The 23,557-nt window shown below is 41.1% G+C and carries 28 protein-coding genes; 7 read left to right on the top strand and 21 right to left on the bottom strand.

The genetic code is table 11. From position 1 onward, the window contains the following. Nucleotides 1–4: 4 nt before the first annotated feature. Genes ACQK2H_RS11555 through ACQK2H_RS11565 form a run of 3 tightly spaced genes read right to left on the bottom strand, consistent with a single transcriptional unit; the run spans nucleotide 5 to nucleotide 3,957 of the window. Nucleotides 5–2,518 (bottom strand): DrmE family protein, encoded by a 2,514-nt coding sequence (locus ACQK2H_RS11555; RefSeq protein ID WP_425391601.1) that lies wholly within the window; start codon nucleotides 2,516–2,518, stop codon nucleotides 5–7. A 12-nt stretch (nucleotides 2,519–2,530) separates the two neighbouring features. Beyond that, a complete protein-coding gene (locus ACQK2H_RS11560; RefSeq protein ID WP_425391602.1) occupies nucleotides 2,531–3,487 on the bottom strand; it encodes a DNA cytosine methyltransferase in 957 nt (318 codons plus the stop codon). Further along, nucleotides 3,484–3,957: a hypothetical protein gene (locus tag ACQK2H_RS11565; RefSeq protein ID WP_425391603.1), complete on the bottom strand. Its 474-nt coding sequence runs from the start codon at nucleotides 3,955–3,957 to the stop codon at nucleotides 3,484–3,486. Before ACQK2H_RS11565 ends, ACQK2H_RS11560 begins: the two co-directional genes overlap by 4 nt. Before the next feature lie 1,054 nt (nucleotides 3,958–5,011). Here ACQK2H_RS11565 and ACQK2H_RS11570 point away from each other — a divergent pair. Both ACQK2H_RS11570 and ACQK2H_RS11575 read left to right on the top strand, forming a co-directional pair. Next, nucleotides 5,012–5,740 (top strand): ankyrin repeat domain-containing protein, encoded by a 729-nt coding sequence (locus ACQK2H_RS11570; RefSeq protein ID WP_425391604.1) that lies wholly within the window; start codon nucleotides 5,012–5,014, stop codon nucleotides 5,738–5,740. 6 nt (nucleotides 5,741–5,746) lie between these two features. Further along, nucleotides 5,747–6,844, top strand: a complete 1,098-nt coding sequence (locus ACQK2H_RS11575) for a hypothetical protein (protein WP_425391605.1) — start codon at nucleotides 5,747–5,749, stop codon at nucleotides 6,842–6,844. Here the strand turns inward: ACQK2H_RS11575 and ACQK2H_RS11580 are convergent. Further along, a complete protein-coding gene (locus ACQK2H_RS11580) occupies nucleotides 6,815–7,012 on the bottom strand; it encodes a hypothetical protein (RefSeq protein WP_425391606.1) in 198 nt (65 codons plus the stop codon). The two genes, ACQK2H_RS11575 and ACQK2H_RS11580, sit on opposite strands and share 30 nt — an antisense overlap. A 31-nt stretch (nucleotides 7,013–7,043) precedes the next feature. On the opposite strand from ACQK2H_RS11580, the gene ACQK2H_RS11585 reads away from it, so the two are divergent. Then, entirely contained in the window at nucleotides 7,044–7,259 is a 216-nt protein-coding gene (locus ACQK2H_RS11585; protein ID WP_425391607.1) for a hypothetical protein, read from the top strand. 32 nt (nucleotides 7,260–7,291) lie between these two features. Here the strand turns inward: ACQK2H_RS11585 and ACQK2H_RS11590 are convergent, their stop codons facing one another. From ACQK2H_RS11590 to ACQK2H_RS11625, 8 genes are all read right to left on the bottom strand, one after another. Continuing rightward, nucleotides 7,292–7,546, bottom strand: a complete 255-nt coding sequence (locus tag ACQK2H_RS11590) for a hypothetical protein (protein WP_425391608.1) — start codon at nucleotides 7,544–7,546, stop codon at nucleotides 7,292–7,294. Further along, the gene (locus ACQK2H_RS11595) at nucleotides 7,527–7,790 is read right to left on the bottom strand and encodes a hypothetical protein (protein WP_425391609.1); all 264 of its coding nucleotides are present in this window, start codon (nucleotides 7,788–7,790) and stop codon (nucleotides 7,527–7,529) included. The genes ACQK2H_RS11590 and ACQK2H_RS11595 overlap by 20 nt, the downstream gene beginning before the upstream one ends. Next, the gene (locus tag ACQK2H_RS11600; protein ID WP_425391610.1) at nucleotides 7,771–8,190 is read right to left on the bottom strand and encodes a DUF5675 family protein; all 420 of its coding nucleotides are present in this window, start codon (nucleotides 8,188–8,190) and stop codon (nucleotides 7,771–7,773) included. The genes ACQK2H_RS11595 and ACQK2H_RS11600 overlap by 20 nt, the downstream gene beginning before the upstream one ends. 3 nt (nucleotides 8,191–8,193) lie before the next feature. Then, nucleotides 8,194–8,949 carry a hypothetical protein gene (locus ACQK2H_RS11605; protein ID WP_425391611.1) on the bottom strand — a complete coding sequence of 252 codons (756 nt, stop codon included), beginning with the start codon at nucleotides 8,947–8,949 and terminating at the stop codon, nucleotides 8,194–8,196. 439 nt (nucleotides 8,950–9,388) lie between these two features. After that, nucleotides 9,389–10,651 carry a VapE domain-containing protein gene (locus tag ACQK2H_RS11610; protein ID WP_425391612.1) on the bottom strand — a complete coding sequence of 421 codons (1,263 nt, stop codon included), beginning with the start codon at nucleotides 10,649–10,651 and terminating at the stop codon, nucleotides 9,389–9,391. Then, a complete protein-coding gene (locus ACQK2H_RS11615; RefSeq protein WP_425391613.1) occupies nucleotides 10,638–11,153 on the bottom strand; it encodes a hypothetical protein in 516 nt (171 codons plus the stop codon). The genes ACQK2H_RS11610 and ACQK2H_RS11615 overlap by 14 nt, the downstream gene beginning before the upstream one ends. A 1-nt stretch (nucleotide 11,154) precedes the next feature. Beyond that, on the bottom strand, nucleotides 11,155–11,352 hold the full coding sequence (locus ACQK2H_RS11620) for a hypothetical protein (RefSeq protein WP_425391614.1): 198 nt from the start codon (nucleotides 11,350–11,352) through the stop codon (nucleotides 11,155–11,157). A gap of 255 nt (nucleotides 11,353–11,607) precedes the next feature. After that, nucleotides 11,608–11,907: a helix-turn-helix domain-containing protein gene (locus ACQK2H_RS11625; protein WP_425391615.1), complete on the bottom strand. Its 300-nt coding sequence runs from the start codon at nucleotides 11,905–11,907 to the stop codon at nucleotides 11,608–11,610. A gap of 224 nt (nucleotides 11,908–12,131) precedes the next feature. Between ACQK2H_RS11625 and ACQK2H_RS11630 the strand changes: the two genes are divergently transcribed. Both ACQK2H_RS11630 and ACQK2H_RS11635 read left to right on the top strand, forming a co-directional pair. Beyond that, entirely contained in the window at nucleotides 12,132–12,440 is a 309-nt protein-coding gene (locus ACQK2H_RS11630) for a type II toxin-antitoxin system RelE/ParE family toxin (RefSeq protein WP_425391616.1), read from the top strand. Next, entirely contained in the window at nucleotides 12,433–12,774 is a 342-nt protein-coding gene (locus ACQK2H_RS11635; RefSeq protein ID WP_425391617.1) for a HigA family addiction module antitoxin, read from the top strand. Before ACQK2H_RS11630 ends, ACQK2H_RS11635 begins: the two co-directional genes overlap by 8 nt. A 252-nt stretch (nucleotides 12,775–13,026) precedes the next feature. Here the strand turns inward: ACQK2H_RS11635 and ACQK2H_RS11640 are convergent, their stop codons facing one another. Continuing rightward, entirely contained in the window at nucleotides 13,027–13,521 is a 495-nt protein-coding gene (locus tag ACQK2H_RS11640; RefSeq protein ID WP_425391618.1) for a DUF427 domain-containing protein, read from the bottom strand. 227 nt (nucleotides 13,522–13,748) lie between these two features. Here ACQK2H_RS11640 and ACQK2H_RS11645 point away from each other — a divergent pair, with 227 nt between their 5' ends. Both ACQK2H_RS11645 and ACQK2H_RS11650 read left to right on the top strand, forming a co-directional pair. Continuing rightward, nucleotides 13,749–14,054: a hypothetical protein gene (locus ACQK2H_RS11645; protein WP_425391619.1), complete on the top strand. Its 306-nt coding sequence runs from the start codon at nucleotides 13,749–13,751 to the stop codon at nucleotides 14,052–14,054. 209 nt (nucleotides 14,055–14,263) lie between these two features. After that, nucleotides 14,264–14,845, top strand: coding sequence for a hypothetical protein (locus tag ACQK2H_RS11650; RefSeq protein WP_425391620.1), 582 nt, complete (start codon nucleotides 14,264–14,266; stop codon nucleotides 14,843–14,845). 513 nt (nucleotides 14,846–15,358) lie between these two features. Here the strand turns inward: ACQK2H_RS11650 and ACQK2H_RS11655 are convergent. From ACQK2H_RS11655 to ACQK2H_RS11690, 8 genes are all read right to left on the bottom strand, one after another. Then, nucleotides 15,359–16,915: a phage tail sheath family protein gene (locus tag ACQK2H_RS11655; protein ID WP_425391621.1), complete on the bottom strand. Its 1,557-nt coding sequence runs from the start codon at nucleotides 16,913–16,915 to the stop codon at nucleotides 15,359–15,361. Nucleotides 16,916–17,082: 167 nt separating this feature from the next. Then, the gene (locus tag ACQK2H_RS11660) at nucleotides 17,083–17,631 is read right to left on the bottom strand and encodes an REP-associated tyrosine transposase (RefSeq protein WP_425391622.1); all 549 of its coding nucleotides are present in this window, start codon (nucleotides 17,629–17,631) and stop codon (nucleotides 17,083–17,085) included. Next, complete coding sequence (locus tag ACQK2H_RS11665) at nucleotides 17,628–17,885, bottom strand: flotillin-like FloA family protein (RefSeq protein WP_425391623.1); 258 nt, start codon at nucleotides 17,883–17,885, stop codon at nucleotides 17,628–17,630. The genes ACQK2H_RS11660 and ACQK2H_RS11665 overlap by 4 nt, the downstream gene beginning before the upstream one ends. A gap of 140 nt (nucleotides 17,886–18,025) precedes the next feature. Further along, complete coding sequence (locus ACQK2H_RS11670; protein ID WP_425391624.1) at nucleotides 18,026–18,862, bottom strand: hypothetical protein; 837 nt, start codon at nucleotides 18,860–18,862, stop codon at nucleotides 18,026–18,028. Further along, nucleotides 18,859–19,683 carry a HipA family kinase gene (locus ACQK2H_RS11675; protein ID WP_425391625.1) on the bottom strand — a complete coding sequence of 275 codons (825 nt, stop codon included), beginning with the start codon at nucleotides 19,681–19,683 and terminating at the stop codon, nucleotides 18,859–18,861. Before ACQK2H_RS11675 ends, ACQK2H_RS11670 begins: the two co-directional genes overlap by 4 nt. Continuing rightward, entirely contained in the window at nucleotides 19,683–22,067 is a 2,385-nt protein-coding gene (hsdR, locus tag ACQK2H_RS11680) for an EcoAI/FtnUII family type I restriction enzme subunit R (protein WP_425391626.1), read from the bottom strand. The genes ACQK2H_RS11675 and hsdR overlap by 1 nt, the downstream gene beginning before the upstream one ends. Continuing rightward, entirely contained in the window at nucleotides 22,064–23,056 is a 993-nt protein-coding gene (gene rhuM, locus ACQK2H_RS11685; RefSeq protein WP_425391627.1) for a RhuM family protein, read from the bottom strand. Before rhuM ends, hsdR begins: the two co-directional genes overlap by 4 nt. After that, nucleotides 23,053–23,520 (bottom strand): GxxExxY protein, encoded by a 468-nt coding sequence (locus ACQK2H_RS11690; protein ID WP_425391628.1) that lies wholly within the window; start codon nucleotides 23,518–23,520, stop codon nucleotides 23,053–23,055. The genes rhuM and ACQK2H_RS11690 overlap by 4 nt, the downstream gene beginning before the upstream one ends. Nucleotides 23,521–23,557 lie beyond the last annotated feature (37 nt).

The raw sequence follows: 23,557 nt of genomic DNA on the forward strand, positions 1-23,557 counted from the left end.
GCCATTACTTGTAAAAAAGTTTATTTACATACCGAATATCAATATCTTCCCAATGATTACTTATTGCCCTAACTTTCAAAACAGTGATATCTCCTAGCCCTTCAATCCTGCGGTTCTGGTTTAAATCTTCCTGACTCACAAGTACATACAGTTCAGATTTGATCTTGTTCAAAATGATATCTGAAGCCTGCATTCTCCATGTCTTCATTTGTGAAATAGCCGATCTGACTAATTTTATGTTATTCAGAAGCTCATCGCTCTGCCCCAATTTTCCAATTGCCACCAAATCAATATTGTCACTAGGACCTATTCGACTTTCATCAAATAGCCAATTACGAATTGTTACTTGATGTTTCACACATCCATTTTCCTTTAATCTTCTACTAAGAATAGAAATATCCTGATCATAGGATTGGTATAATGAACAAAGTATATTCTTCCATAGCGCAATCCATTTCTTCACCATGCCAAGATCTTTTGGCTGTACTATCCTTTCAACCGTTTCAACCAATATATCTCTATTTGTTGACAAAAAGACAATAATATCCCCATTCTTCACTGCTTCAACCTTTTTCAGACGAATACTATCACTTAGTTTATCTAACAAATCGTTGATTACAAGCAATCGATGGGACTCAGAAGAAAACATGAAGTAATCTTTTTGAAAGTCAATTCTTTTTGCACTTAAAGCTGATTGACTATCAGAACTTGCTTTATACTGTGAATATCTTGCCTGCTCTATTTTCAATTCATAATCCTCAACATCAATAGATTTATCATTGTCAGACAGTTCGGTATCACCAAATAATTGCCTTAAAGAATCACTTGTTTTTTCCCTTACTTCACCTGATAAATCTGTAGTATTTAATAGTCTTACTGAGTTACTATGATTTCTCTGAAATGAATTAAAATACTCATCTTCAAATAAATAGAAAAGAAAAGTGATCTTGTCAAAATATAGATTATCAAGTAGTCTCTTTAGGGTTGTTGATTTGAGCCAACCTACAATGAGCACACTTTTGGGATATTCATAAAGCAGTTGATCATCCAATTCCAACGTACACATGCACTTAACATGTTTGGATTCAGGTTTAATATGTGGTGACTGCTTTATGAATTTCAAAATTTCAGCTGCCTCATTTTCAGTAGCGGTTAATATATGTGTAAACCTTTCCCTATTTATGACCTCAAGAAATTGTGAAGATTTTGTAATAATTTTATTCCCAGAATTTTTTATTGAAAGCATACCACAGATTGCTTTTTCAAGAGGTTCCTTGGTTTCACCTAACCATAATTTATTGTCATCATACTTTGTCTTTAATTCATCTATCTTACTTCCGATCAACAACAAATCACTGTCATTGATTGACTTTATTAACCTGCTTATTAGGTTAAATGTCTGAATACTGGAAAAAATCAAAGAATTGATTTCGGGACTATCATTAGGATTAATCTTTATTGATTGCAGTAACTTAGCTATTGATTGAATTTCATCACTATTGACCACAAATTTTGCAATTCTTATTTTAGAAAAATTCCTATTTCTCATTTCAAATCCTTGAAAAGGACTGACTTTAGAATCCTGTACATCAGCCCTAGGATCGGGTTCAATCAGGAAAGGTGTAAACCCCAGATCAACAATGTTTTGCAAAAGATGAATCTCCGATAAATCTGTCACTATCAAAATCGGGTGACTATTATCATCTATATCTCTAAAATCTGTTAAACGCTCAGTGACAAAGGAAATACTATCAATAACCAGAAAGTCTAATTCATTTCCCGCTCCTTTATACAATTGAATACCTCCAAGAGAATTGGCTATAACAATAGGAGTATATTTAGTCTCTATGTTTCCATCTTCATCAATGAAACCAGGTTTGATATAATTACTAACTTTCGAGTTGTTTAAAAAGACGGTATCAGTAAATTCTTTATGATTTTTTAGTTTTGAAACCAATCCAACTGATTTCTTGATAAATACATGATTCCCCTGTGAATTAATTCCAAGGAGTTTGTCCAACTCAAAATCTTGATTGCTTCTAAAAGCCTTTCGGACTCTTTTATATGCCGACAGTGCATGCCTATTTTTAGGAGCAGGTTTCAATTTAATTATATGATTGAATTTAACTTTACAGATAGCTCCTGATGCATTTCTTTCCCTTTTTGTTTTAAAACTAATTCCAGTTTCATCAGAACCAACCCATTCAACAATTGCATCATCATTTAATATTAATCTGTCACCAGGTTTGTATATTTCATGAGCTCTATATATCTCGCTAGCATGCTTAAGGAAATCATCTTTAATCGAATAAAAAGTAAGTGCTGTTGCTAAATAATGTGAGATATCCTCTTTGGAGGGGAAAGTCAAACATATTTTCTGGCTTGAAGAATTTTCTAAATAATCCTTAAGAAAGTCAATTGACCTTAGGATCATTTTAGGCAGACCAGCACCTTTGGTATTCTCCTTCAGAGAGAATGAAGTCTTGTCTAATTGAATATTTGGCCATTCAAATGTCAAGTAAATGAGAAATTAGTGAACGAATGAATTCAATCCTCTCACAAGAGCTTCCATCACCGGAGGGCATACTCCATTGCCCATAAGTTTAATTTTTTCCCTTCTTGTGACGCGAATATCTAGATCATAATCCGGGCCAAACCCCATTGCTAACTTCAACTCTTCAGGTTGTAACATTCTCATTACATGCCCATATTTTTTATCAGGTTTTACAAGCGCGAATCGATCCAATGTTGTTATAGTTCTTAATGGTTTTTCCAATGACATCCATCCATCACCTGTCCCATAGTAAACGATAAGGAAAGGAACATTAGAACCAACTGAATTGATAGCATTGTCTGCTCTTTCAAGAGTCTTAGTTGCTCTATTTTTCTTTCGCAATGGAGTAAACCTATATTTATCTGACCAATCAATAATGTTCTTCACAGGAACTTTGTTAATCCCAGAAGGCACTGGAATACTTACTTCAGTAGCTTTAGAACAAATAAGAAAAAGGCGTTTTCTTGCTTGAGGAACTCCGAATTCAGAGGAATCTAATCGCATCTCCTTAACAAAATAGCCTAATCCCCATAGCTCTTCCAATAGGTTTGATTGTTCGCTCCATGATGCCATTTCAACTACATTCTCAAGAATTATCCATTTTGGATCAATCTCTTTAGCATATCTCGTAACCTCGAAAGCAGTACGCTTACTAACCTCACATCTTTCTTTTGATCCCTTTGCGACTGAGTGATTGGTACATTCCGGAGATGCAAGAATTAAATCAATAGGACCTGTTTCTTCTAATATTTCGCCAGGATCATAAAGTCTTAGGTCTCCTGCAAATGTCTTTGCATTTGGGAAATTTTTTGAGAATGCTTTTATAGCAGGATCCCACATATCAAATCCGGCAACAATTTCAGCTCCCGCATTTCGAGCGCCATAGCTACTGCCCCCGGCACCACAGAATAGGTCTATAGTTTTTAGAGTCATTTTATTCTTTGAGCGGTTTTTATTCGATTTTTACTCACCGGTATATACCAAGCGTTCATCCTTTTATCCCAAGCCCTAACCTTCAAGAAATCTTTCCAAGAAAAACGGAAAAGCTGATCTAACTCATATTGATCATCCAGAACAGCCAAAAGGATAAATTCAAATAGTTGTTTATCATTTTCTTCACTATCTGGATAAATCGTACCAGTCTTCTTGCCTCGCTGCACAGTCTTTATTGAATATCGATCGCCATCTCTGCTTAATGCATCTACATTTTTTGCTCCTGTTGGAGCCTTAAGAAGATTGGGCAATCCTGGTGTTGAATTAAAATGTTCGATGGCATAATTTTCACCTAGTTCACCTACAGAGAATTTTAAACCTCTTCTATGAAGTTCTTGCCCCACTAGAATACGAAGCTTTAGCAGGTCTTTATCAGATAATCTGTCAATATTTGATGGAATTTTCCCCAATTCCTAATTTTATTTTTCCTTCATTTTGTGCCTGCTTTAGAACTGAAAAATCACGTTCCCATGATCATGTCAAAACACCTATGAATATGCAATAAAGGATTTACTCACAGATTATCTTAAAAATTACATGCAATGTGGCGTAATACTCATATTGTCAAAACCTAAATATAGTTTTTAAGAGAATATTTTCCGATTATATCAATTTCTTTTTCAGTTAGATATAAGTAAGATTATTCATTGTCAAATTATTATCTATCCTTAACCCCTCCCTCCAGCCTGTTCACTCCGTTCGTACCTCACTGCACTCACAAGCTTCCGGTACCCGCACAAGCGTACTCCTTCACTCGTTTCGCTATGTTACACTCCTTCAGTCCTACCCTTGTCTTTCCTGCCCTAACCCAACGCGCAGGTAAAGCGGTGCATCTGCGGTACTCGTCCGGTTCTGCGTTCCGTAAAACTGCAAATCTTCACACCGTAAATCGTTCCACAAGTAAAATGATAAAGTGATAGTTGGTTGTAAGTAGTTGCACTCTTAAAAAAGAGAGCAAAAGAGGTATCACACTATCATTTTACTTGCTCCACTATTTAACCATCCCGCTGGCCTATTTGCATTTTACTACACTTGCCCGGCCTGTGCTCCTCGCTGCGGCTGTTCCCATTTTTGTTTTAGTCAATAGAGCCTCCGGCAGGTAGGCCAAAACAAAAATCCACAGCCCGTGTTTGTGCTCGCCTGCGGGCTCAGTCAGTTTCAGTCACCACGGCCTGTCCAGCCCACAACCCAACGCCACAGGCCTGTTCCCACTCCCAGTCGTCCTCGTACCTCGGCCTTCTTCTGGATAGGCTTCCTTCGCACTCGCGGACGGCTCGCTGCGCAGTGGCTCGTTCGTTCTCTATTTGACAGGGATAACCATGATTTTCATTCGGTAACAGAAAGGATGTTTCTGCTCATGATACCGCCACTTTCCCAACGCTAGCTCAAGGCTGTTTTACCTTTTTCCCAACCCTGAATTGGATCAGTAATAGGATTTAGATAACTTAAAAGAAAGATGTTGCTATGAACGTAGAGAATATTCTTTCACACATCAGCAGAGGTCGTACAGATTACATATTCCATTTGATGAAAAATGATAACTGGAAAGCCTTGTTAAATCAAGGAAGGATCAAACCACTTCAATGGTTAGTCTATTACAATGACACCACAGGCCTAAGGGCAGTATTAGAATCGGGAGGTACACTTGAAAGTATAAACCTCAACGATGAACTTGGTAATGCAGCATTCTTTGGCCATTGGAAGGTATGTGATTTCCTTATCAACCAGGGCGCTGACCCAAACTGCAAAGTGGATGCAACAGATGAAACTCCGCTTCATAATGCATTAGTCAAAGCAGGTAGACCCTACTATTTCTACACAGTAAAACTATTTGTTGAAAAAGGTGCAGATGTCAACGCACGAACCAAACCTGGAATTGAGACAGGTGGATTTATGCGGGATGTCAAAACACGAGGTGAAACTCCTCTCCATCGGGCAGCTGCTTTCGCTGATGAAAGAACAATTCAGTTCCTAGTTGAAAATGGAGCGAATAAAGAAGCTAAAGACGCCAATGGTGACACCCCACTTTCCTGGGCAAGCTTACACCTCAGACCCGGTACAATTTTATACCTACTCCAATATGGTGAGCATAAGGTAAGCGAGAAGCACAAAGAAGTAAACATCAGCGACCATGGCCAGGGTTGGGGAAATGGTATGGATTGGAATCTAATGGGTGATTATTTGCCTGAATAGATTATCATGAGTCCAAACTACTTTAAGGATTTCAAAAGAGAACGATTCCATGACGATTGTCTAATTGCCCTTATGTATCAATTGAGTGATCAGAATCTGACAAATATTTTCAGTAAGCACATCTTGAGAACTTCAGAGAATTTAGGGCAGCTTCGCAGTGCTCATAGGAAAAGAGCTTTTGATGTATTGCTTGAATTTGACAATCATGCTATTGTCATCGAAACAAAGGTGGACTCTCAAGAAAGTGGTGGATTTGATACTGAGTGGCAAACCACTAGAATTTACAATACATATCACGACTACTGGCCGTCCAAAAAGGTTCACTTCCTATTCATCACTTATGGCCTATCTGAATTCTATATAAAGCAAACTGATGATGGTAATTTCAACAATGGGCCAGGCTCCACCAGTTTTAAACATATCACAGCTGAGGTGATGCTTAATTTTACTAGCAGTTCTCTTCAACAGCTTGAATCAAATCATATTTCAGAGGAACTATTGGTATGGAAAAGATGGCTTGCTTTTGAAATTGAGAAGAGAAAAAAACTGGATTTCTATTTAGAAAACATTAACAATCTTCTAACAGAGTATAAGTCATTTCTTGGACTTACAGATTTTCCCGTCAACCGAATGACTTTACATACCCCTGAATTCACTGTACCCCATTACTATAATATCGCTACTGAATGGAATCATAAATATGCCGGACAACACGGCCATTTATCATTGTACCGGGTTAACAGAATGTACACTGTATTAGGTGATGTCATATTGAATTTCACAGAACTTTGGAATAATGAAAGTTTTACATTCAATGGCCTCCTCGACCCAAATAATGGTTTCATATACTTTGAAATCAATGAAGATTTCAATCTACACTTAAAGGCCATGGCAGAAACTCGGAATATTGAGATAATATTCGAATTCATTAAGAAGAATCACCCAAAACTTTCAATAAAAGGAATAAACAGTGCTGTTGAAGATTACAAGCAAGGAGCTTATGTGTTATACGAGTGGGATTTAGGTTTGCTTAGCAACAATATTCCTGAGATCACAAAAAATATTGATCTCATCTTAAGCACAGCAAAGCCAGTTATTAGGTGAAATAGTAAAAAATCCACCAAAAGTAAGTGGCTCCCCACCACCTTCCGCACCAATTAAAATGGCAATGCCGGCACAACCCAGCGCTTGACCAAAGCCTTGCATTTTACCCCCGCCACTTTTGAATGAAGCTTTCTTTTTTTCTCTTTTTTCTTTTGGAAAGCTACTCATGTTTTTTTCTCACATTTAAACCGAGTAGTAAATGGAAGCATTTTTTAATCACCTAAATCCGGCAATTATCAGAAGAGTCATGCGTAAAATGAACCAGAAGGAATTCGAAGATTGCATGAAGTTCATAGTTGATCAGGCATTGAAATTGGAACCGGGGACCAAACGGGATATGTATGTAAGCATGTTTGGCTGGTGCCAGGAATATCACAGGAAAGCCTTTGCAAAAAAAGAGCCCTCACTTTTTTGAGGGCTCATAAATTAGGTTTGCCATCGTAAATCTCACCTCTTCTTAACAACCTGGTTAAGATTCAGTTCCTTCTCATCTACAGTAACCTGGCTAACCGCAGACAACACACCGCCAGCCACTGTGAGATAGCCGGCCACTTTCACCACAACTGCAGGAATGGCAATGGGTGAGGCCAGGAGTGTTCCCCCAGCTGCCACCAGGATCAAACCCACATTCCGGGCTATCCGGAAAAACTTCGGAGTAGGTGCTTTCGCACGCTCCATGATATTAAGATTGTTTCTTCTCATAAAATTTAAAGGTTTCATGTTCTAATCGATCGACTCTTCTATCCAGAAAGTCAATCCGCTGATGCACGAGATCATTCATGCCTTTAAATTCAGTCTTGATGATCTCGGTTGTATTCCTCACCTCGGTAACATCCTCTTTCACTTTCTTAAAATCAGTGATCAATTGCTTAAGGAAATAAGCAACGATACCAACTAAGATGGAGAGTACGCCACTGGCGATTAATTCAAACTTTATGGTTTGCATGCTCGATACTTTTAATGGTTAAATAGACCTCCTCTTCTTTCTCCATCGCTGTGCGTAGCACAAACTTGAAATTTTCGTTTGCCCTTCTTGACTCCAGCCCTTTGCCAGGACCTGTCAAGCGGCTCACAGGAGCTATACACCCCTTCAGTTCTTTCAAAGCATTGTTCGCAGGATGAAATAAGATGAAGTATCTATTCGGTACTTGGGCTAGCATGTAGTGCAAGCCTCTTTCTTCTGTATGTCTGGTTTGGATAAGGTATCTTCCTTCAGGAACACATGAGACATTCCGCTCATTATCTTTCCATGGTAACTCAATGGTATGACACACCAGGTGATCACCATTCCACAAATTCCCGTTGGTCCCATCAGGAAAATACCTTCTTACTAATGATAGCTCCATCCCCTACGCTCGGTCAGAAACTATTAGGGCCAATGGGTTGTATGAACCATTTTTCAATGGATACATTTCACCATTCACCTCCTGAACAAACTCCAAACCCAGCACCAGGAACAAATCTTGATCAGTAGCAGCCGTTACCGCATTCACTAGATCGATCTGTGGCTGAAGCTCGTTATCCAATGGAATATCATTGGTCTTGGTCGCATTGATGTTGAATGTCTCAGAATCAAAATCAATCTCAGCTCCTGCAGAAACGATCTTGAAGTGAGTTGCTCCCTGTGGTCCAACAATACTGTTGGCAGGAATAAACTCTGGAATAGAAACACTCAACTCACCAGCAGCACGATCAACACTAGCTTGATACTGCGCAAACAGCGTAGCACTCAACTTGCCATCTTTGTTGAAGTCAAATCCCTCCAGTAACCCAATGTTGCCTTCGCTCACTCTTCTTTGTCCTCGATCATTCGTAGGATCTGACTGCACCACCTTCAGCATCTGTGAAGTCAACCTGCTGGTCACCTTCTTATCAGCCGCATTTTGGAGCAACAGCCTAAAGGCTGTTCTCAGCACTCTACCGGCTCTGCCGGCAGCACCAAATTCACTCCCGTTCTCACGGGTTCTCTGAAACGCAGGATCATTCTTGATCCGCTCCTTGTCGATACCTCCTTTCTCCCTTGCCAGGAAGCCATCAGAGGTTTTGTAGAAGGAAACATCCCCGATAGTCCCTTCCAGTTTTACAATTCCCTTTTGTCTTGCCATATTTCAAATAGTTTTGTTTCATACCAATATGAAATGATGGCCTGACCAACCTTCCCACTATGAATAGGTCAGGGAACACTAAGGCGCAATAAGTATCAATAAAGGTGAGTAAGCCTAAAGAGTCCAGGAATACTTGCCAGCCGAAGCATAGCATAGGCTGGGATAAAGCATACATAAAGTATTATCGAAGTATTCTCTGCAACTACCAACTACACCGAATACAACAACTACAACCTGACTACACAAGAAATTGAACTATCCCTTTGATATTCAATCTCTTATTTTATTGTAGTCATGTAGTTACTTAAAAATGAAAATAAAGGAAGTAATTAGACCTTACTCATAACTCACTGGATAGCAACAAAATAGAAATACCCCACCAAAATGATGAGGTATTCAATACTTGTAAAATGTAGTTGCTACAACCAAATACAGGCCGCTAGAATGGAGGTTTCTCCAGTGAGTCGCGTATCTCATTCTGCAGCTTCTGTTCATCCATATCTGATCGCCTGATTACCGGGTACACATTCCTGGGCTGTCCATTGATTCGCTTTGAAATCTTCTTACCAAATCCCATACGCTCCATGGCCATAGCCAGCTTCTTAATAGAAAGCTTCATCCCGGAGAAGGCATTCAATTGTGTAAGGATCTCTGAAGGCATCATATAATTAGCCCGTTGATCTGTTGGCTCACAAGGCTCAAACAATCGCACCAGCCACTCCTCCTCAGGAGTCGTTTGTCTGTACAAATTGTTCACTTTATTGAGTACATCCATTTCTTCTCGGTTAAACCAATACGGATACTTCCGATTGAGAAGGTGTAATGCTTGGCTCCATACCTTATTTACATCCACTTTAGCATCCAACACAATATCCTTCACCTGGAACACCAGGTAACGCCTGTTCTCTGTATCCGTCAGGAATTGAGTGTTGTTTACACTACCCATAAAGCTGCATACTCTGGGGCGTTTTCTCGAGAACCTGTGCCAGGTCTTACGATTAGTGACATTTCCGGCAGTAATAATTGCCTTCATAGCATTGAAGTCCTTACCAAAAATGGTCTCCAGCTGGTCATCAATATTCACAAACCACTTCTCCGCTAAATAATTGGCAGTGGTTGTATCGGTCAGCGCTGGATTGATGTGAGAACAAACAAGAAACTCTTCCATACCTTTCGGACAGAGTTTATTAAGCCAGGTAGTCTTACCTATCCCCTGGCCACCGGCCAGAATCAAACAAAGGTGATTAGTTCCTCTGTTGATCGCAGTGGCCACACTCCCAACCAACCACTTTTCTAAATAAGGTTTCCAAAGGTCGCTGACTTTGATGTCCTCCACTCCTTCATCACTGATGATCACAGAATCAGCCAGCTCTTGAATATGATCCTTGCCATCATGAGGAGGCAAGTACTTAAAGTATGCCTGAAGTGGATGATGAGATCCAACCAACTTCGAGTTGAGTATCTTGATGAGCATAGAATCAGAAACCTTGAACCCATCTATCTGCAGATCTATCCAGAGCGAATTAATCATCGCCTCATCCAGCACTTTGAATTGATCCCCATCCAATGCCCGATACTCGAGCTCCATGGTCAGTACATTCCTCCGGAACTCGTATTGAAGATCGAGGTAATCCTTAACCTCCAAGATGTTGTGCTTCTTTGAAGGCTTGTCGTTCTTTTGAATCTCCTCATGCTCCAGCATACACAGGATTTGATTTTATCATTTGATAATGTTCCATTTCATTGTCATTTGGTTCATACTTTCTAAAAATCCCCCACAAAGCAGATCTGTCATGTTCGGACATTCTCCAGATCATTTTAATAAGCTTGGAAGGAAGTTGCACTTGATTCTGTCTGTAGTGCGTCACCGCTTCAGTAACGAGATACCCCTTGCCTCTCACCATCCAGCTCCTAAAATCCATTATACCGTGAATGATACAGAGCGCCTCAAATGCTTCTTTTATATCCAACAACTCACAGTACTCTTGTGAGCCCTTCAAGGAAGCCTCCACATTCAGCCATTCCAACCGGCTGATGGTTTCATTCACTTCATGTTGGTAGTCAATAAGCGCTTTGATAATTTGATTCTGAGTAGATAGAAAACGATCACTCACTTTGTCGTTATCAGCAAGGTATTGAAGATTGGATTGCAACTTCTTTACTGCCCTTTCAAACCGCTCGTTTGCTTTATCAAGCCTATCCATCTTAATCCATGTTTGGAGGTGGTCCTAAGACCTCAAAAATGGTTTCCACTTGTTTCGGTGTGTAGAGCCTACCGATTCGCTCCCCTACCTGGTCTTCAAAAGGCTTGATCCAGTTACTCATCACCTTCTTACTTACATTGTAGGAGCTGGCCAACTGGTGTAAGGTCATTGGCCATATCTTTTGATTGTGTTCGTTCATTTGGTTTAGCTATTCTTTTGGTTTCGAATTGTGATCTTAAAGAGAAAAAAGAGGCTTTTCAACACGCTCAAGGCAGGTAATCACCGAACTCAACTAAAGTCAATTGATCGCTATTGAATTAAGGTGAATGGTAACATTACCTTAACATTGAACCGTCAAATGATATCAATAGAATTGATGTCTACAGATTCATTATTAAAAGCAATCAAATTTTACCTGACCCAGAGATTGAAAAGAGGTAAATAGCATCAGAATTTACATGGCACTCTCCTGGATCTCATCAATGGTTTTGTTCCTGCCTTTCTCCACCCAGGCTAGGAGCTCTGGCTTTTTGAAGTACAGTTTCTTCCCTCGTTTGTAAAAAGGAATTTGGTTCCGGCACGTTCGGCCATAGAGTGTGGCCACCGATTCACCCAGGAAGCTAGCCGCTTCCTTTACATTCATAAGCTTCTCCTCCTCATTGTCAAGAGGCTCAACTTTCATTTGGTGATGATCTGTTAGAAGATTCTCAATTCTTTCTAATCGTTCGCTAATCTCATTAAAAGGGTTTTCCATGTGCTAACTCATTTTGATTTCGTTAGCAATATTCGATTTCTGGAATATCCATATTCGCATAACGAACTGAACGGTCGCACTACGTTTTAATAATGCATTATAAGTATCAGTTTGATACTATTATAACTTTAAAGCCACTCCTATCTTCGCATTCTTAATATTTAGGAATTAATAGGCAAAGTTTACTTTTTTAGTAAACTTATTTAGCTAAATTAGCGTTGTTCATGAAAGTAGCTTTTAAGACAAGGGAACTTGAGCGGTTATACAGCACTCCATTAAACGAAATAAGGGGTAAGCAAAAGTTCTCAAAGCAAGTAATTAAACAGTATCAGGCGAAGGTTAGAATTCTCACAATAATTGATAATCTGAAGGATCTCTATCCAATCAGGTCATTGAATTTCGAGGCTTTGTCTGGTGACAGGAAAGGTCAATACTCTATAAGACTGAATAAACAATTCAGGTTGATCCTTATAGAAGTTGAAGACGAATTGATAGAAATTGAAATTGTTGAAATATCGAAGCATTATGAGTAACAAAAGAAAATTAGCAAATGATCTGGTTCCCGGATCAGCCATGCATCCAGGAGAACTTTTGAAAGACGAGTTGGCTGCTAGAGACATGAAACAAATTGATTTGGCCAATGAGTTAGGCATTGCTAAGAATGTAATGTCTGAGATCATCAATGGTAAGCGTAACCTTACTCCTGAGTTGGCAGTCAGACTAGAAGATGCACTTGGTATCAAAGCAGAATTTTGGATGAAATACCAAGTCAGCTATGAGATTGACCGGATAAGAATCAAGAACAAAAAGGCCATCGAAAAAGCTAAGATTTCTGATAAATCGAAGCGCAAATTGGCTTCAGTTTGAGGTTAAAATTGAGCCTCAAAAATTACTTATTGTCCAACTTTACTTATTGTTCCAATTTTGGCCTGAAATCAGCCTAAAACAAGCAAAAACAAAGAAAAATAGTTAAAAACAAGACCAAACTTGTACCCCATTTGTACGCCTTTACAGCTAACTTATTGATTAGAAATAAATTGCCATTGCTGTATCGGGAAGTGAACATGGTTCTGAAGGCACTCGTTACAAATGCGCGCTAGCCTGTGTTGCTATTAATTCCTACCACCCCCAGGTACCGGGCGCACCCTTAAATGGCCCTACGATATCCTTTGTAATCCAGCCACCATAAAAATCACTTGCCTGTGCAAGCACGACCTCATCATTGACCAGGCAAGTATCCATTTTATGGGCATAGACCGACACGGTACCTTTCAACGCCTGAAAAGCCGTTGATGGCTCCTCATAGCCCCACGCAGCACGAGCAGCCGCCGAAGAGCCTACCTGTATATCGTAGTAGTGTGCCATCCCTTTAAACTCACAAAACGAGCTACCACAGGCCGGCACTAAAACACCGGGTTTAAAATCTTCTATGGACAGGTAGTACGTAGGTGGGTGACTTGTTTCCAGCACCCGATACGCTCTGTTCGTATCTGCGATCACTACATCATTAAAGATGATTCGTAGGTGCTTGGATGTCTGCTCCAGTCTGGGTGGCCTGGGATAGTCCCACACCGACTCCTGTCCGGGTCCGGGCTTTATGGGTTTTTTATGCATGAAAGAGGAACTAGTGTGGAAGGTGATTGTTGCGGATAGGGTGGAAAAGTAGTAACCAAGAGTCAAAAAAGTATGCACAAACGAGACGCTTGCGCTGGTAGGGGGAATATCTTTTCGAAGTTTTGTATCGGAACGTGAGTATTAAAAGACAATTAATTAATACCACTACACACCCCTCCAACTTCTCTTCAAATGCCGTAACTTTCGTCTCAATAAACCCAAGACCCATGAAACCATCTCACCTATTCATTCTCTTCATTGCGCTGCTGTCTACTTCCTGTGGGAAAGAATATGAAACGGTTCAGGCCAACATCGTGGACATACAGATAGAGAAAGGCGAAGATGACAAATACTTTGTAGCGGCTTTTGAATACAACGTGGAAGACCAAATTTATCAGGACACGTTCAAGCTAGGGATCATGGCCACCATTCAGGATACGCTACTCACGCCCATGCAAGGCGTAAAATTTGACATTCAATACAATGTGGATGATCCTGCTGACATTGTGGTGGATTACCGCGTCAAGCAGTAGGTTTTATAGGCGGACAGCATCAAAAAAAATACAAACGAGCACGAGGCAGATCCTTGCACTTGTGACGCTGGCATTCAGTATGAACGCACAAACGGACCAGGTCGCGTAGACGCTTGTACTAAGTTGGGGGGAACACCATAGCCTATGATTGATTGCATAACCACCTCATTTTATGTAACTTAGATAAGCAAGACCAACCACACACACGCATGAAACGCTACGCCCTATCCTTATTCATGCTGCTTGCAGGCATTGCAGCCTGTGCACAATTTAAAATCAACTTTCATAACAGTTGGGGCTACAACCTGGTCAATATTGAAGAAGCCACCGGTTCGCCCAAATTTGATGACAGCCTACCGTCCGGCTCTCGACAACTGACAGACTGGAACCAGTTTTACTACAACGGAGAAGTACAGTTCCTCAAAACGACGAGCAACGACCTGGATATTGGTGTTGCACTTGGATATAACCGCCTGTACTTCTATGAGGAACGCTATCGCAACTTTGGCAACAGCGACTTTTACTTCGATTACGGTACCATCTGGACGTTTGAAGTATCCTGCATGCTTAATAAATACTGGGATGAGTGGTTTGGCACCCTCTCTGCCGGGCTACACAGCTTCCAGGATGGCAGTGGATCTACTGCCGGGCTGGCCTTTGGTGCAGGGCGCTCTGTAGTGCTGAGTAGCTCATTTTCACTTCCTGTAGTGTTTAAGATGGATATGGTCTTTGGTGATGGCACCACCATTGCACCGAATCTGGGCATAGGCCTTCAGTGGGCATTGGAATAGTTCGGGATTTCAACATTGAAGCATAAAATTTGACATTAAAAACAAACCGGCTATCCTGCTATCTCAGAGTCCTCTGGGAGTGACTCTGAGTGTGAATAAAACCTTGGGGTTAGCTTGAGTGGATTATGCAAGTCCAACTAAGAACTGTCATCCTGAGCCTGCTTGCGGTAGTCAAGCGTAGCGAAGGATCTACTTAAAACTCTAGGGGTGCTAAATAGCAAGATAAGTCACCCCCTAACCCCTAATGGTGGAACTAATTACTGTAATACAATCATGTCTCATACTTCGCAAATAGAATTCAGCCTTTTGCTATGAATTCACACTTCCTAATCGCCGGTACGGCGAAAGCTAGCAAAATCACGTGTTGTGATTGCGGGTTAGCTGGATTGATTTTACTCATACACACACCATGCCCTCGTGAATCTTCGATTTGCCATGATTTTTGATTCCTTTGAATGACCCGACGTTTCGGTCAATGGAAAAGAAATGGCCTCCCGGCAAACGAGGTTTACACTACGACTTTGCCATTTCCTGCTCCACCTCGATGACGATAAATTCAGCGGGACGTGTCACTGCCACTTTCACAGAAATTCGCATTGTACCATCTAAAATGTCTTTTGAGGTCATGGTTTCACCCAAGCCTATTGCTACATCAAAAGCATCCGCATGCGTGGCGCCCGCAAGGCCTCCCTGGTTCCAGAGGTTAGTCAGAAAATTCCCGATCATGCTTTTCACAGATTGCCAGGTGTTGGCATCATTTGGTTCAAACATATAGGCCTTCGCTGCAAGTTTCACAGATTGCTCAATCATCGTCACGGTTCTTCTGACATTGATATATTGCCAATCCAGACTATTTCCATCAAGCGTTCTGGCTCCCCAAACAAGAACACCCTGCCCGGTGAAAAGGCGTATACAGTTAATGGATTTACCACTTACGGCATCTACATTCAGTCCTTCCTGCATGGAGGCATCAATATTCAACGTGAGCCCGGAAACAGCTGCAAGTGATACATTGGCCGGAGCGTTCCAAACTCCTTTCGTATTGTCTACCAGCGTGTAAACCCCTGCCATTGCTCCACTTGGAGGAAGCATGTTAACGTGCTGCAAAACAATATCCATGATCTCCTTATAGGCCGGACTGGCAAGCACCAAAGCCTGATGCAATTGACCTGGAGTCATGCCTGCAGGTGGACTTTTGATATCCTTAAGGATCTGCTCAGCTGCCGGATTGGGTTCAGCCGATGGATTTATCAGATTAGCCAAACCACTCAGATCGCCTCCATTGATGTTGGCGTAGCTGAGCTCACCCGGTCCGGTAATGGTGGTTTTCAGAAAGGGATAATATGCCGCTCCAAATTTCAATGCGTTGGTTCCGGTGTTATTCCTGAAGTTTTGAATGTCTTGTGTGTAAAGGATTGGATCAGGTTCATGGCCTCCTTTGATGTCAAAAATGCACATATTGGTCTCAAGCTCTCCACTTTGCAAAAGCATTGCTTCCATGAGGGTACCGTTTTCATCTGTGGAGAGTAAGGTCGCTTCAGGGACGATGTATAGGGTGACTTCTTCCTCCCGCTTTAGGATCTCCAGGCCACCCAACAGGTCCCTGAGGGTTACATTTGGATTGATGAGGTCATCCCCGGCGTGGATTGGAGACCCGGTGGGGTCACCATACGTTCCAACGGATACAATGTATGCCACGCCTCCCCCATTTTGATAAAAAAGACGAACACTGTTAACCAAATAATAGATGGTCCCCGGATCAGGCGATATGGTGTAGATATCCCCATTGATCACATACGAGCGTCCCTTTTCAGGCTTTTCCTTTTGCTGTTTCAAGTAATACTCCGGGAGGTATTGAGCCTGAGCAGGCGGATCCTCATAGCCAAAAAATGCTTTGAAATCCTGAAAGGAAGTGATCCTGACTGCTTTGTTCAGATAGGACTTACCTTCATACGATGCTTGAGGGGTGTATCCAATAAATGCCGGGATAGCAGTAGCCACCTCGATGACAGAATTAGGGAACGCGTCTTTTTCAACAATGTAGACACCAGGCGTTTTAAAAGGCTTCATGGATACAAGTTAAAACGATTCGAACGAAGGCTGGACGATTAATTGGGCTATCCTATTATCTCAGAGTCCCTCTGAGTGTGACTCTGAGTGTGGGTAGTAGTCTGGATCCTTTAACTGGCGCAAGCGTCCGCTTGTGCCTTATTGCAGAACGACCCGGCTCTTTGTGCCTACTCAATAATAATTACATCCAATAATCCTTTGCTACCGGAATAATCTATAGCGCTGCTCCAATTCCAGTGTTCTGGTTCTGATACAAAACCTGAAACTACCGGGTTCATATGAAGGTAATCCAACTTTTGATCCAGCATGGCATTATCGCTAAGTTCTATCGGTTGGTTGTGTTGCTGCCACAATTGCCATCCTTTATTATTTCCATTTCTTTTTCCTGCTCGTTCCATCATCCAGATAATCCATTCCCTCCTACTCTCAGTCGGGTTTGTCTGAATTGCTTCTCTCAACTGACCGGAAGTATAGCTTTTCAGATCTCTTAATATGTCCTGCATTGGTTTGTCTGTGGTGCCGATGATTAAATGAACATGACTAGGCAGTATACACCATGCATAGACCTCCAATCCTTTCTCTTTTTGACAGTACCGAATGCTATCCAATAAAATTTCTGTGTATTCGGGTCTTACAAATAAATCGATCCAGTGAACCGTTGCAAAACTTATAAAGTAAAGCCTGGACTGATCATGGAATTTATACTTTCTGCTCACGCAATGAAAATACATGTTCCTTGCTTAAAGTACAAGCCGTTAAGTTTTAATACACGGCTACACAACTGAAAAGCACAAGCGGACGCTTGCGCTAGTGGGGGAGACTTTCTAATGCGCATAAAGACCAACTCCAGTATGCTTAGCTGAACACCGGCAAATAATGCTGTTAGCCAAAGGTTGATTGGAACAAAGTAGAGGAACAGTACTAGTACACCAGCTCCGAGTAGTAGAAAAATGAGTAGTTCTGCGGGCATATTGAATAGATTATATTAAAACCGCTGGAAAAGTACTAAACACGGGTTTAATAGGCTAGCCCCCTATTTAAATTGTTTTGAAAGCATTCGTTGCAAATGAGCACTGAGCTAGCGAAGCGTTTTACAGCATTGAGACAAGATTATTCAAAAAACGGCTTAACATCATGCTCTTTAAGATAATCCTCAATTCTACCAATCTCATTAGTTGGCGCTACTTCTACTATTTTTTCAGAGATCAGCGGAGAGTCCATCAAATGGCGCCAAATCAGGTGTTGCTTAATCTCTTTCTTAGAGGGTTCATCTGCAACAATAAAAAATTTTCCCGGCTTTTTTTCTCGAAGCTCTAAAGGTTTAACGATGCTTAGATAATCTGTAAGTTGCTTTTGAATAGTTCTGTTAGATGTCTCAAAATCAATAAATTGATTCAACACAGGCATATCATTCCTACCCATCATATCAATCCTCATATTGAACATTACAAAATCAAAAGTATCTGCATCTAAATCAACATTAACATTCACCCTTTCTTTTACTCTTGGCAAAACCTCTAATTTGAGTGAATCAATTCTTGACTTAAGAGGCGTAAGTTTCTCCACTTCTACTCTTTTGAATATGTATTTTGAAAAAAGATGATTGAAGTTAGAGTCTGAAAGATCAATGTCAATATCAACAGGTTTGGAAAATGAGAGCAGATTGTTTGAGTAATTTGACAAATAGTCTAAGTACCCTGTATTGAACTTGGAACGAGAATCAATTAATTCATCCTTTTTGGAGAGCTTTGTTTCAATTGCATTCAAATATGAAACCAACAATTTATACCCATCATCATCAAAGAGTTTTTTTGATGCTTTTAGTTTTTCTTTCGCAAAGTCGAATTGAATATTACCATAATCATCAATCATGATCATTCCTAAATTCAATCGTTCTTGACCAATTGTCTTTATTGGAGTATATAATATGGAATATGTGGTTTTCATGAGTTCTTTAACATTAACGAAGCATGTTCTTTAAAAGTGTCAGTCACTTTTTTGAGCCACACTTCACTGAAAATATTTTGGTGGAGTCTACTTCTCAGTTTTTCAGTATCGACATTCCATTCAGCAGGAATAAGACCCAATATTTCATCTATTTGCTCATTGCAAACCCTTGTATTTTCATACAAAGATGCATTAATCTGCTCAATTAGCTCCACATTTGATTTCGAGTTCTTGAAAATCTTGTGATAGACTCCTGAGTATAAAAGGGAATCTTCATAGGATAATTCAAATATATCTCGGCTTAAATCTCCTTGATTAAAGATTGCTTCGTGATCTATAGCTATCAGTGATCTTTCAGACTGAACTTCCTTTATAAGGAGGTTATTATTATTATGATTTCGGTCATCATTACTCAACCAAATATCAAATAAAGCAATCTTGAGTAGTTCTTCCTTCTTGAACTTCCTTAGTTCAGAAGAGCTCATTTCATCAATCAACCCATCGGCCATATCAAGAGCATCATCAATCACTTTTGATCCCAAAATTGATTTTTCTAAAGAAACATAACTTAACCCTCCACCTAACATTTCATCTGGTATGTGCTCATTTTGCACATCAATGAAAGCCATATCAGGCACCTTAATGCCCCAGTTTTTTGCAAACTGATTCCCTAATAATTCATTAATCAGTTTAAAATCAGTAGGATTCCGTGGATACTTACATATATACACTTCAAGATCACTAGCAAGAATTCTAAATGGTTGACTACCCGAAGTGGTGAACTTTTTATCAGCCTGACTTATACTTTGAAGTCTCTTCATCACGCCCCTTCATTATACAAATACTCCTGAAAACCGATGAAGGTCTTACGTATCGTTGGGATGTCCCCTAGCTTCTCTTGTGCATCTGAAAGCGCATTGTACTTCAAAGTCAAAAGCGGCCCGAGTTTATCTTCTGCAAGCTCCTCTACTCCTTCCTTTACATATTGATCCAGCACGAAATTCAAGAACTCTTGCTGGGCAGGATTGTAGCTATCAAACTGAATACGGGTTTTCTCAGCTCGATCCAATCTAGGAACTAAGTTCTTACTGTAAGCGATGTAGCTTAAAACATCAAAGAGGTCAGAATCTTCTCCGTGAACAATCTTGCTCAACTCTTCTAATTGTGCGAGTGTGTATCCTTTCTCGCTTAGCTCATCCAGGAGTTTCTTCCTGGTGTCTGGTAAGCTCCATATCTTTCGCAGCTCCTCTTCATTTTTGAAGAAGCCAGGAATGTCACCGAATAAGTTTTTGATAAACTGAATATGAGAAATAGGCTTACCATCCGGACTCCAAAAAGTGGTCTTTACCATGCTATCGATCTCCCGAACTTTACCGGCTCCTAGTTTCACCACGGTCTTCTCTCTTGGAGGATTCTCACAAACACACGGATCATACCCACATACCAAACATGCGGGTCCCGGTTCACGCATGCAAATGCACGGATCGTTTCCGCAAACCTCACAAGGCTTAGGTGGCTTTTCACCTCCGCCTGTTACAACTTCCGGATCGAGGGGTTCGCCATCCCATTCCGGATCGTTGAAGTGTTCATGGGCTTTTACAAAATCATAGATCGTGAAGTAGTCTTTGCCATCAAACAAACGGGTGCCTCTACCCACTATCTGCTTGAACTCCACCATGCTTTTGACCGGGCGTAGCAAAACGATATTCCGAACTTCGGGCGCATCCACTCCGGTGCTGAGCTTTTGTGAGGTGGTGAGAATGGTTGGGATGTTCCGCTCATTGTCCTGAAAGTATTTCAGGTACTCTTCCCCTTTTGCCCCATCATTGGCGGTCACACGAACACAATACAAGGCGTTCTTGCTGGTGGCATATTGATTAATGAGATTTCGGATAAACGCTGCATGCTCCTGTGTGGCACAGAAAACCAGTGTCTTCTGATTTTGATTGATCCGATCCATGAAGACTTTTACCCGATACGCTTCACGTTCCTGAATTTCAATGGAGCGATTAAACTCATGTTCCTGATACACCTTGCCTTCTTCAATCTCACCGGATACTACCTCGTCATCATCAGTGTATTGGTACTCATCTATGGTGGTTGCAACTTCTACCATCTTGAATGGCGTGAGGAATCCATCATTGATACCATCTTTCAGTGAGTAGGTATAGACTGGCTTACCAAAGTATTTGTAGGTGTCTTTGTTTACATCTCTTTTTGGAGTAGCTGTAAGTCCTAGCTGCACGGCCGGACTGAAGTACTCCATGATCGATCGCCAGCTGCTTTCATCATTGGCTCCACCGCGGTGACACTCATCGATGATGATGAAGTCAAAGAAGTCTCGTGAATACTCACCGAAGTAGGGCGAATCATCCGGACCAGACATGAACGTCTGGAAGATGGTGAAGAAAACACTACCGTTTTTCGGGACACGCCCTTTTTTCTTGATGTCTTTTGGACTGATGCGTACCAATGCATCTTCATCAAAGGCATTAAAGGCATTGAAAGCCTGATTCGCTAAAATATTCCGGTCTGCAAGGAATAAAATTCTTGGTCTACGCTTGGCATCTCGCTGCAAGTTCCACTTGGCATGGAAGAGTTTCCAGCAGATATGAAAAGCAGTAGCTGTCTTTCCTGTTCCGGTGGCCATGGTCAGCAACAAACGCTCTGTTTTGTTGGCCACCTTATCCAACACACGCATGATGGCATTCCGCTGGAAGTACCGAGGCTCGTATTTGCCCTGAAACAACGCAAACGGTACCTCATCAAACCTATCTTTCCAGCTTCGCTCGTCTTTGGCTTCCTCGGTGACTGGTGAAGGATAAGTCATTTCCCAGAGTTCATCCGGCGTTGGATACCGTTCTATATCTCCTTCTTTTCCTTCCTCCATATCCACCTGATAGATTTTCAATCCATTGGTGGCGTACGTGTAGCGGATGTCCAACCGCTCTGCATAGTCCTTGGCTTGTGCCAATCCTTCCGTATAGTGGAGGTCTCGCTTTTTGGCTTCTATCACCGCCAACCTTCGATTTCGATAGACGAGGATGTAATCTGCTTTGAGTGGCTTCTCTCGCTTGCCATGACCAATGAGGCGACCCTGGTTGATGTTGTACTCTACCATGATCCGACTCCCTTCCACAGACCCCCATCCTGCTGCCTGGATAGCAGGAGTAATGAGTTCGAGCTGTGTTTGGGATTCGTTCATTTTTTTGGAAGTAGCAGATTTACAATCACTTTGATCATCATATCCTTATCCTCCGGATGACTCTCTGCAATCATCAATGTCAGTGCGACAAGCGCATCATTGCTCAGGGCTCTTCTTCCTTCACTTGCATACAAAATACCGTTTTTGTCTAAGAACCAGACAAAGAGAAATGCCGCAATTCGCTTATTGCCATCTGTAAACGAATGGTTCTTTACTACAAAATACAAAAGATGAGCAGCCTTTTCCTGAATAGTCGGATACAATTCATCTCCGTCGAAGGTTTGATAAATCGTTTTCAGTGAACTTTTAAATGATTGGTCTTTCTCAATTCCAAACAGCCCCTTGAAATTGGTTTCTTCACCCAGTTTTTGGATGGCACGCTTGGCCTCCTGATAACTGATCATCACCACCTCACCAGGTACGCTTTTTGGAATTTGCAATCGCTGGTGATCGTAATCATCCAGTAAATCCAGTGCTCGCGTATAGCTGGTGATCACCTTTACCAGACCCTCTGCTTCCGTACTTTCCAGCTGATACTGATCCAAGACCTTACCTTGCAATTGTACGATTTTTTTTAGCTCATCCAGTTGCTCTTGTTTTTCGCTGAGCCGTTTTTCATTCAGGGCATAGCCTTTGACGAGGTAGTCTTTGAGTTTTTGAGATGCCCATATCCTAAATAATGTTCCTTTCTTGGTATTTATTCGATAGCCGACCGATAAAATGGCATCTAGGTTATAGACAAGTTGCTCCCTTCTTACATTTCTGTTGCCTTCCTTCCGAACTTGTAAGGATTTCTTACAAGTTGCTTTTTCTTCGATCTCTCCTAGATCGTAAGCATTCTTCAAGTGCTGAGTAATGTTCTGAGGGGTCGTATCAAAAAGTTGACTGATCTCCCGCTGAGTAGCCCAAACTGTTTCATCTTCTAGAATCACCCGGACTTCTATCCCCTGTTCAGTCTCAAATATTTGAACGTCCTGATCCCGATTCATGACTCTTTATCTTTATGTCGAGGTAATTCTCCTTCACCCTCCTTTTGAACTGTCGTAAATTTTGCGACAGTTGCATCCTTGATTTTAGGATTATAAATCTTTTTAAACTGCAGGCTTCTGCTACCAAAGTTAATCAACAGACCTACCTGTTTGTTATAAGCCACCACATAATTTTTGGCTTGTGCCAAATGCACATCTTCCAGATTAATGAGTGCCTTGATCTCCACGATGACTGAATCTTCCACCACAAAATCCGCTCGTCTGGTTCCAACTTCAATTCCTTCATAGTAGATCACATGATCCTGCTCCCGCTGGAATCCGAGTCCTGCTCGCTCTAATTCAATGGCTAAACAACGCTGATAAATCACCTCCCGCATCGGCGGACCGTGAAATCCATTCCCCAGCGTATTGTGCACTTTCATTGCGCACCCGTTGATCTTATATGTGATTTCATCAAGTGTCATTCATTTATCTATATACATCCTCCCTGTTGTCTAAAGC

This window comes from Ekhidna sp., assembly GCF_965228795.1.
In the GTDB taxonomy this organism is placed as follows: Bacteria; Bacteroidota; Bacteroidia; order Cytophagales; family Cyclobacteriaceae; genus Ekhidna.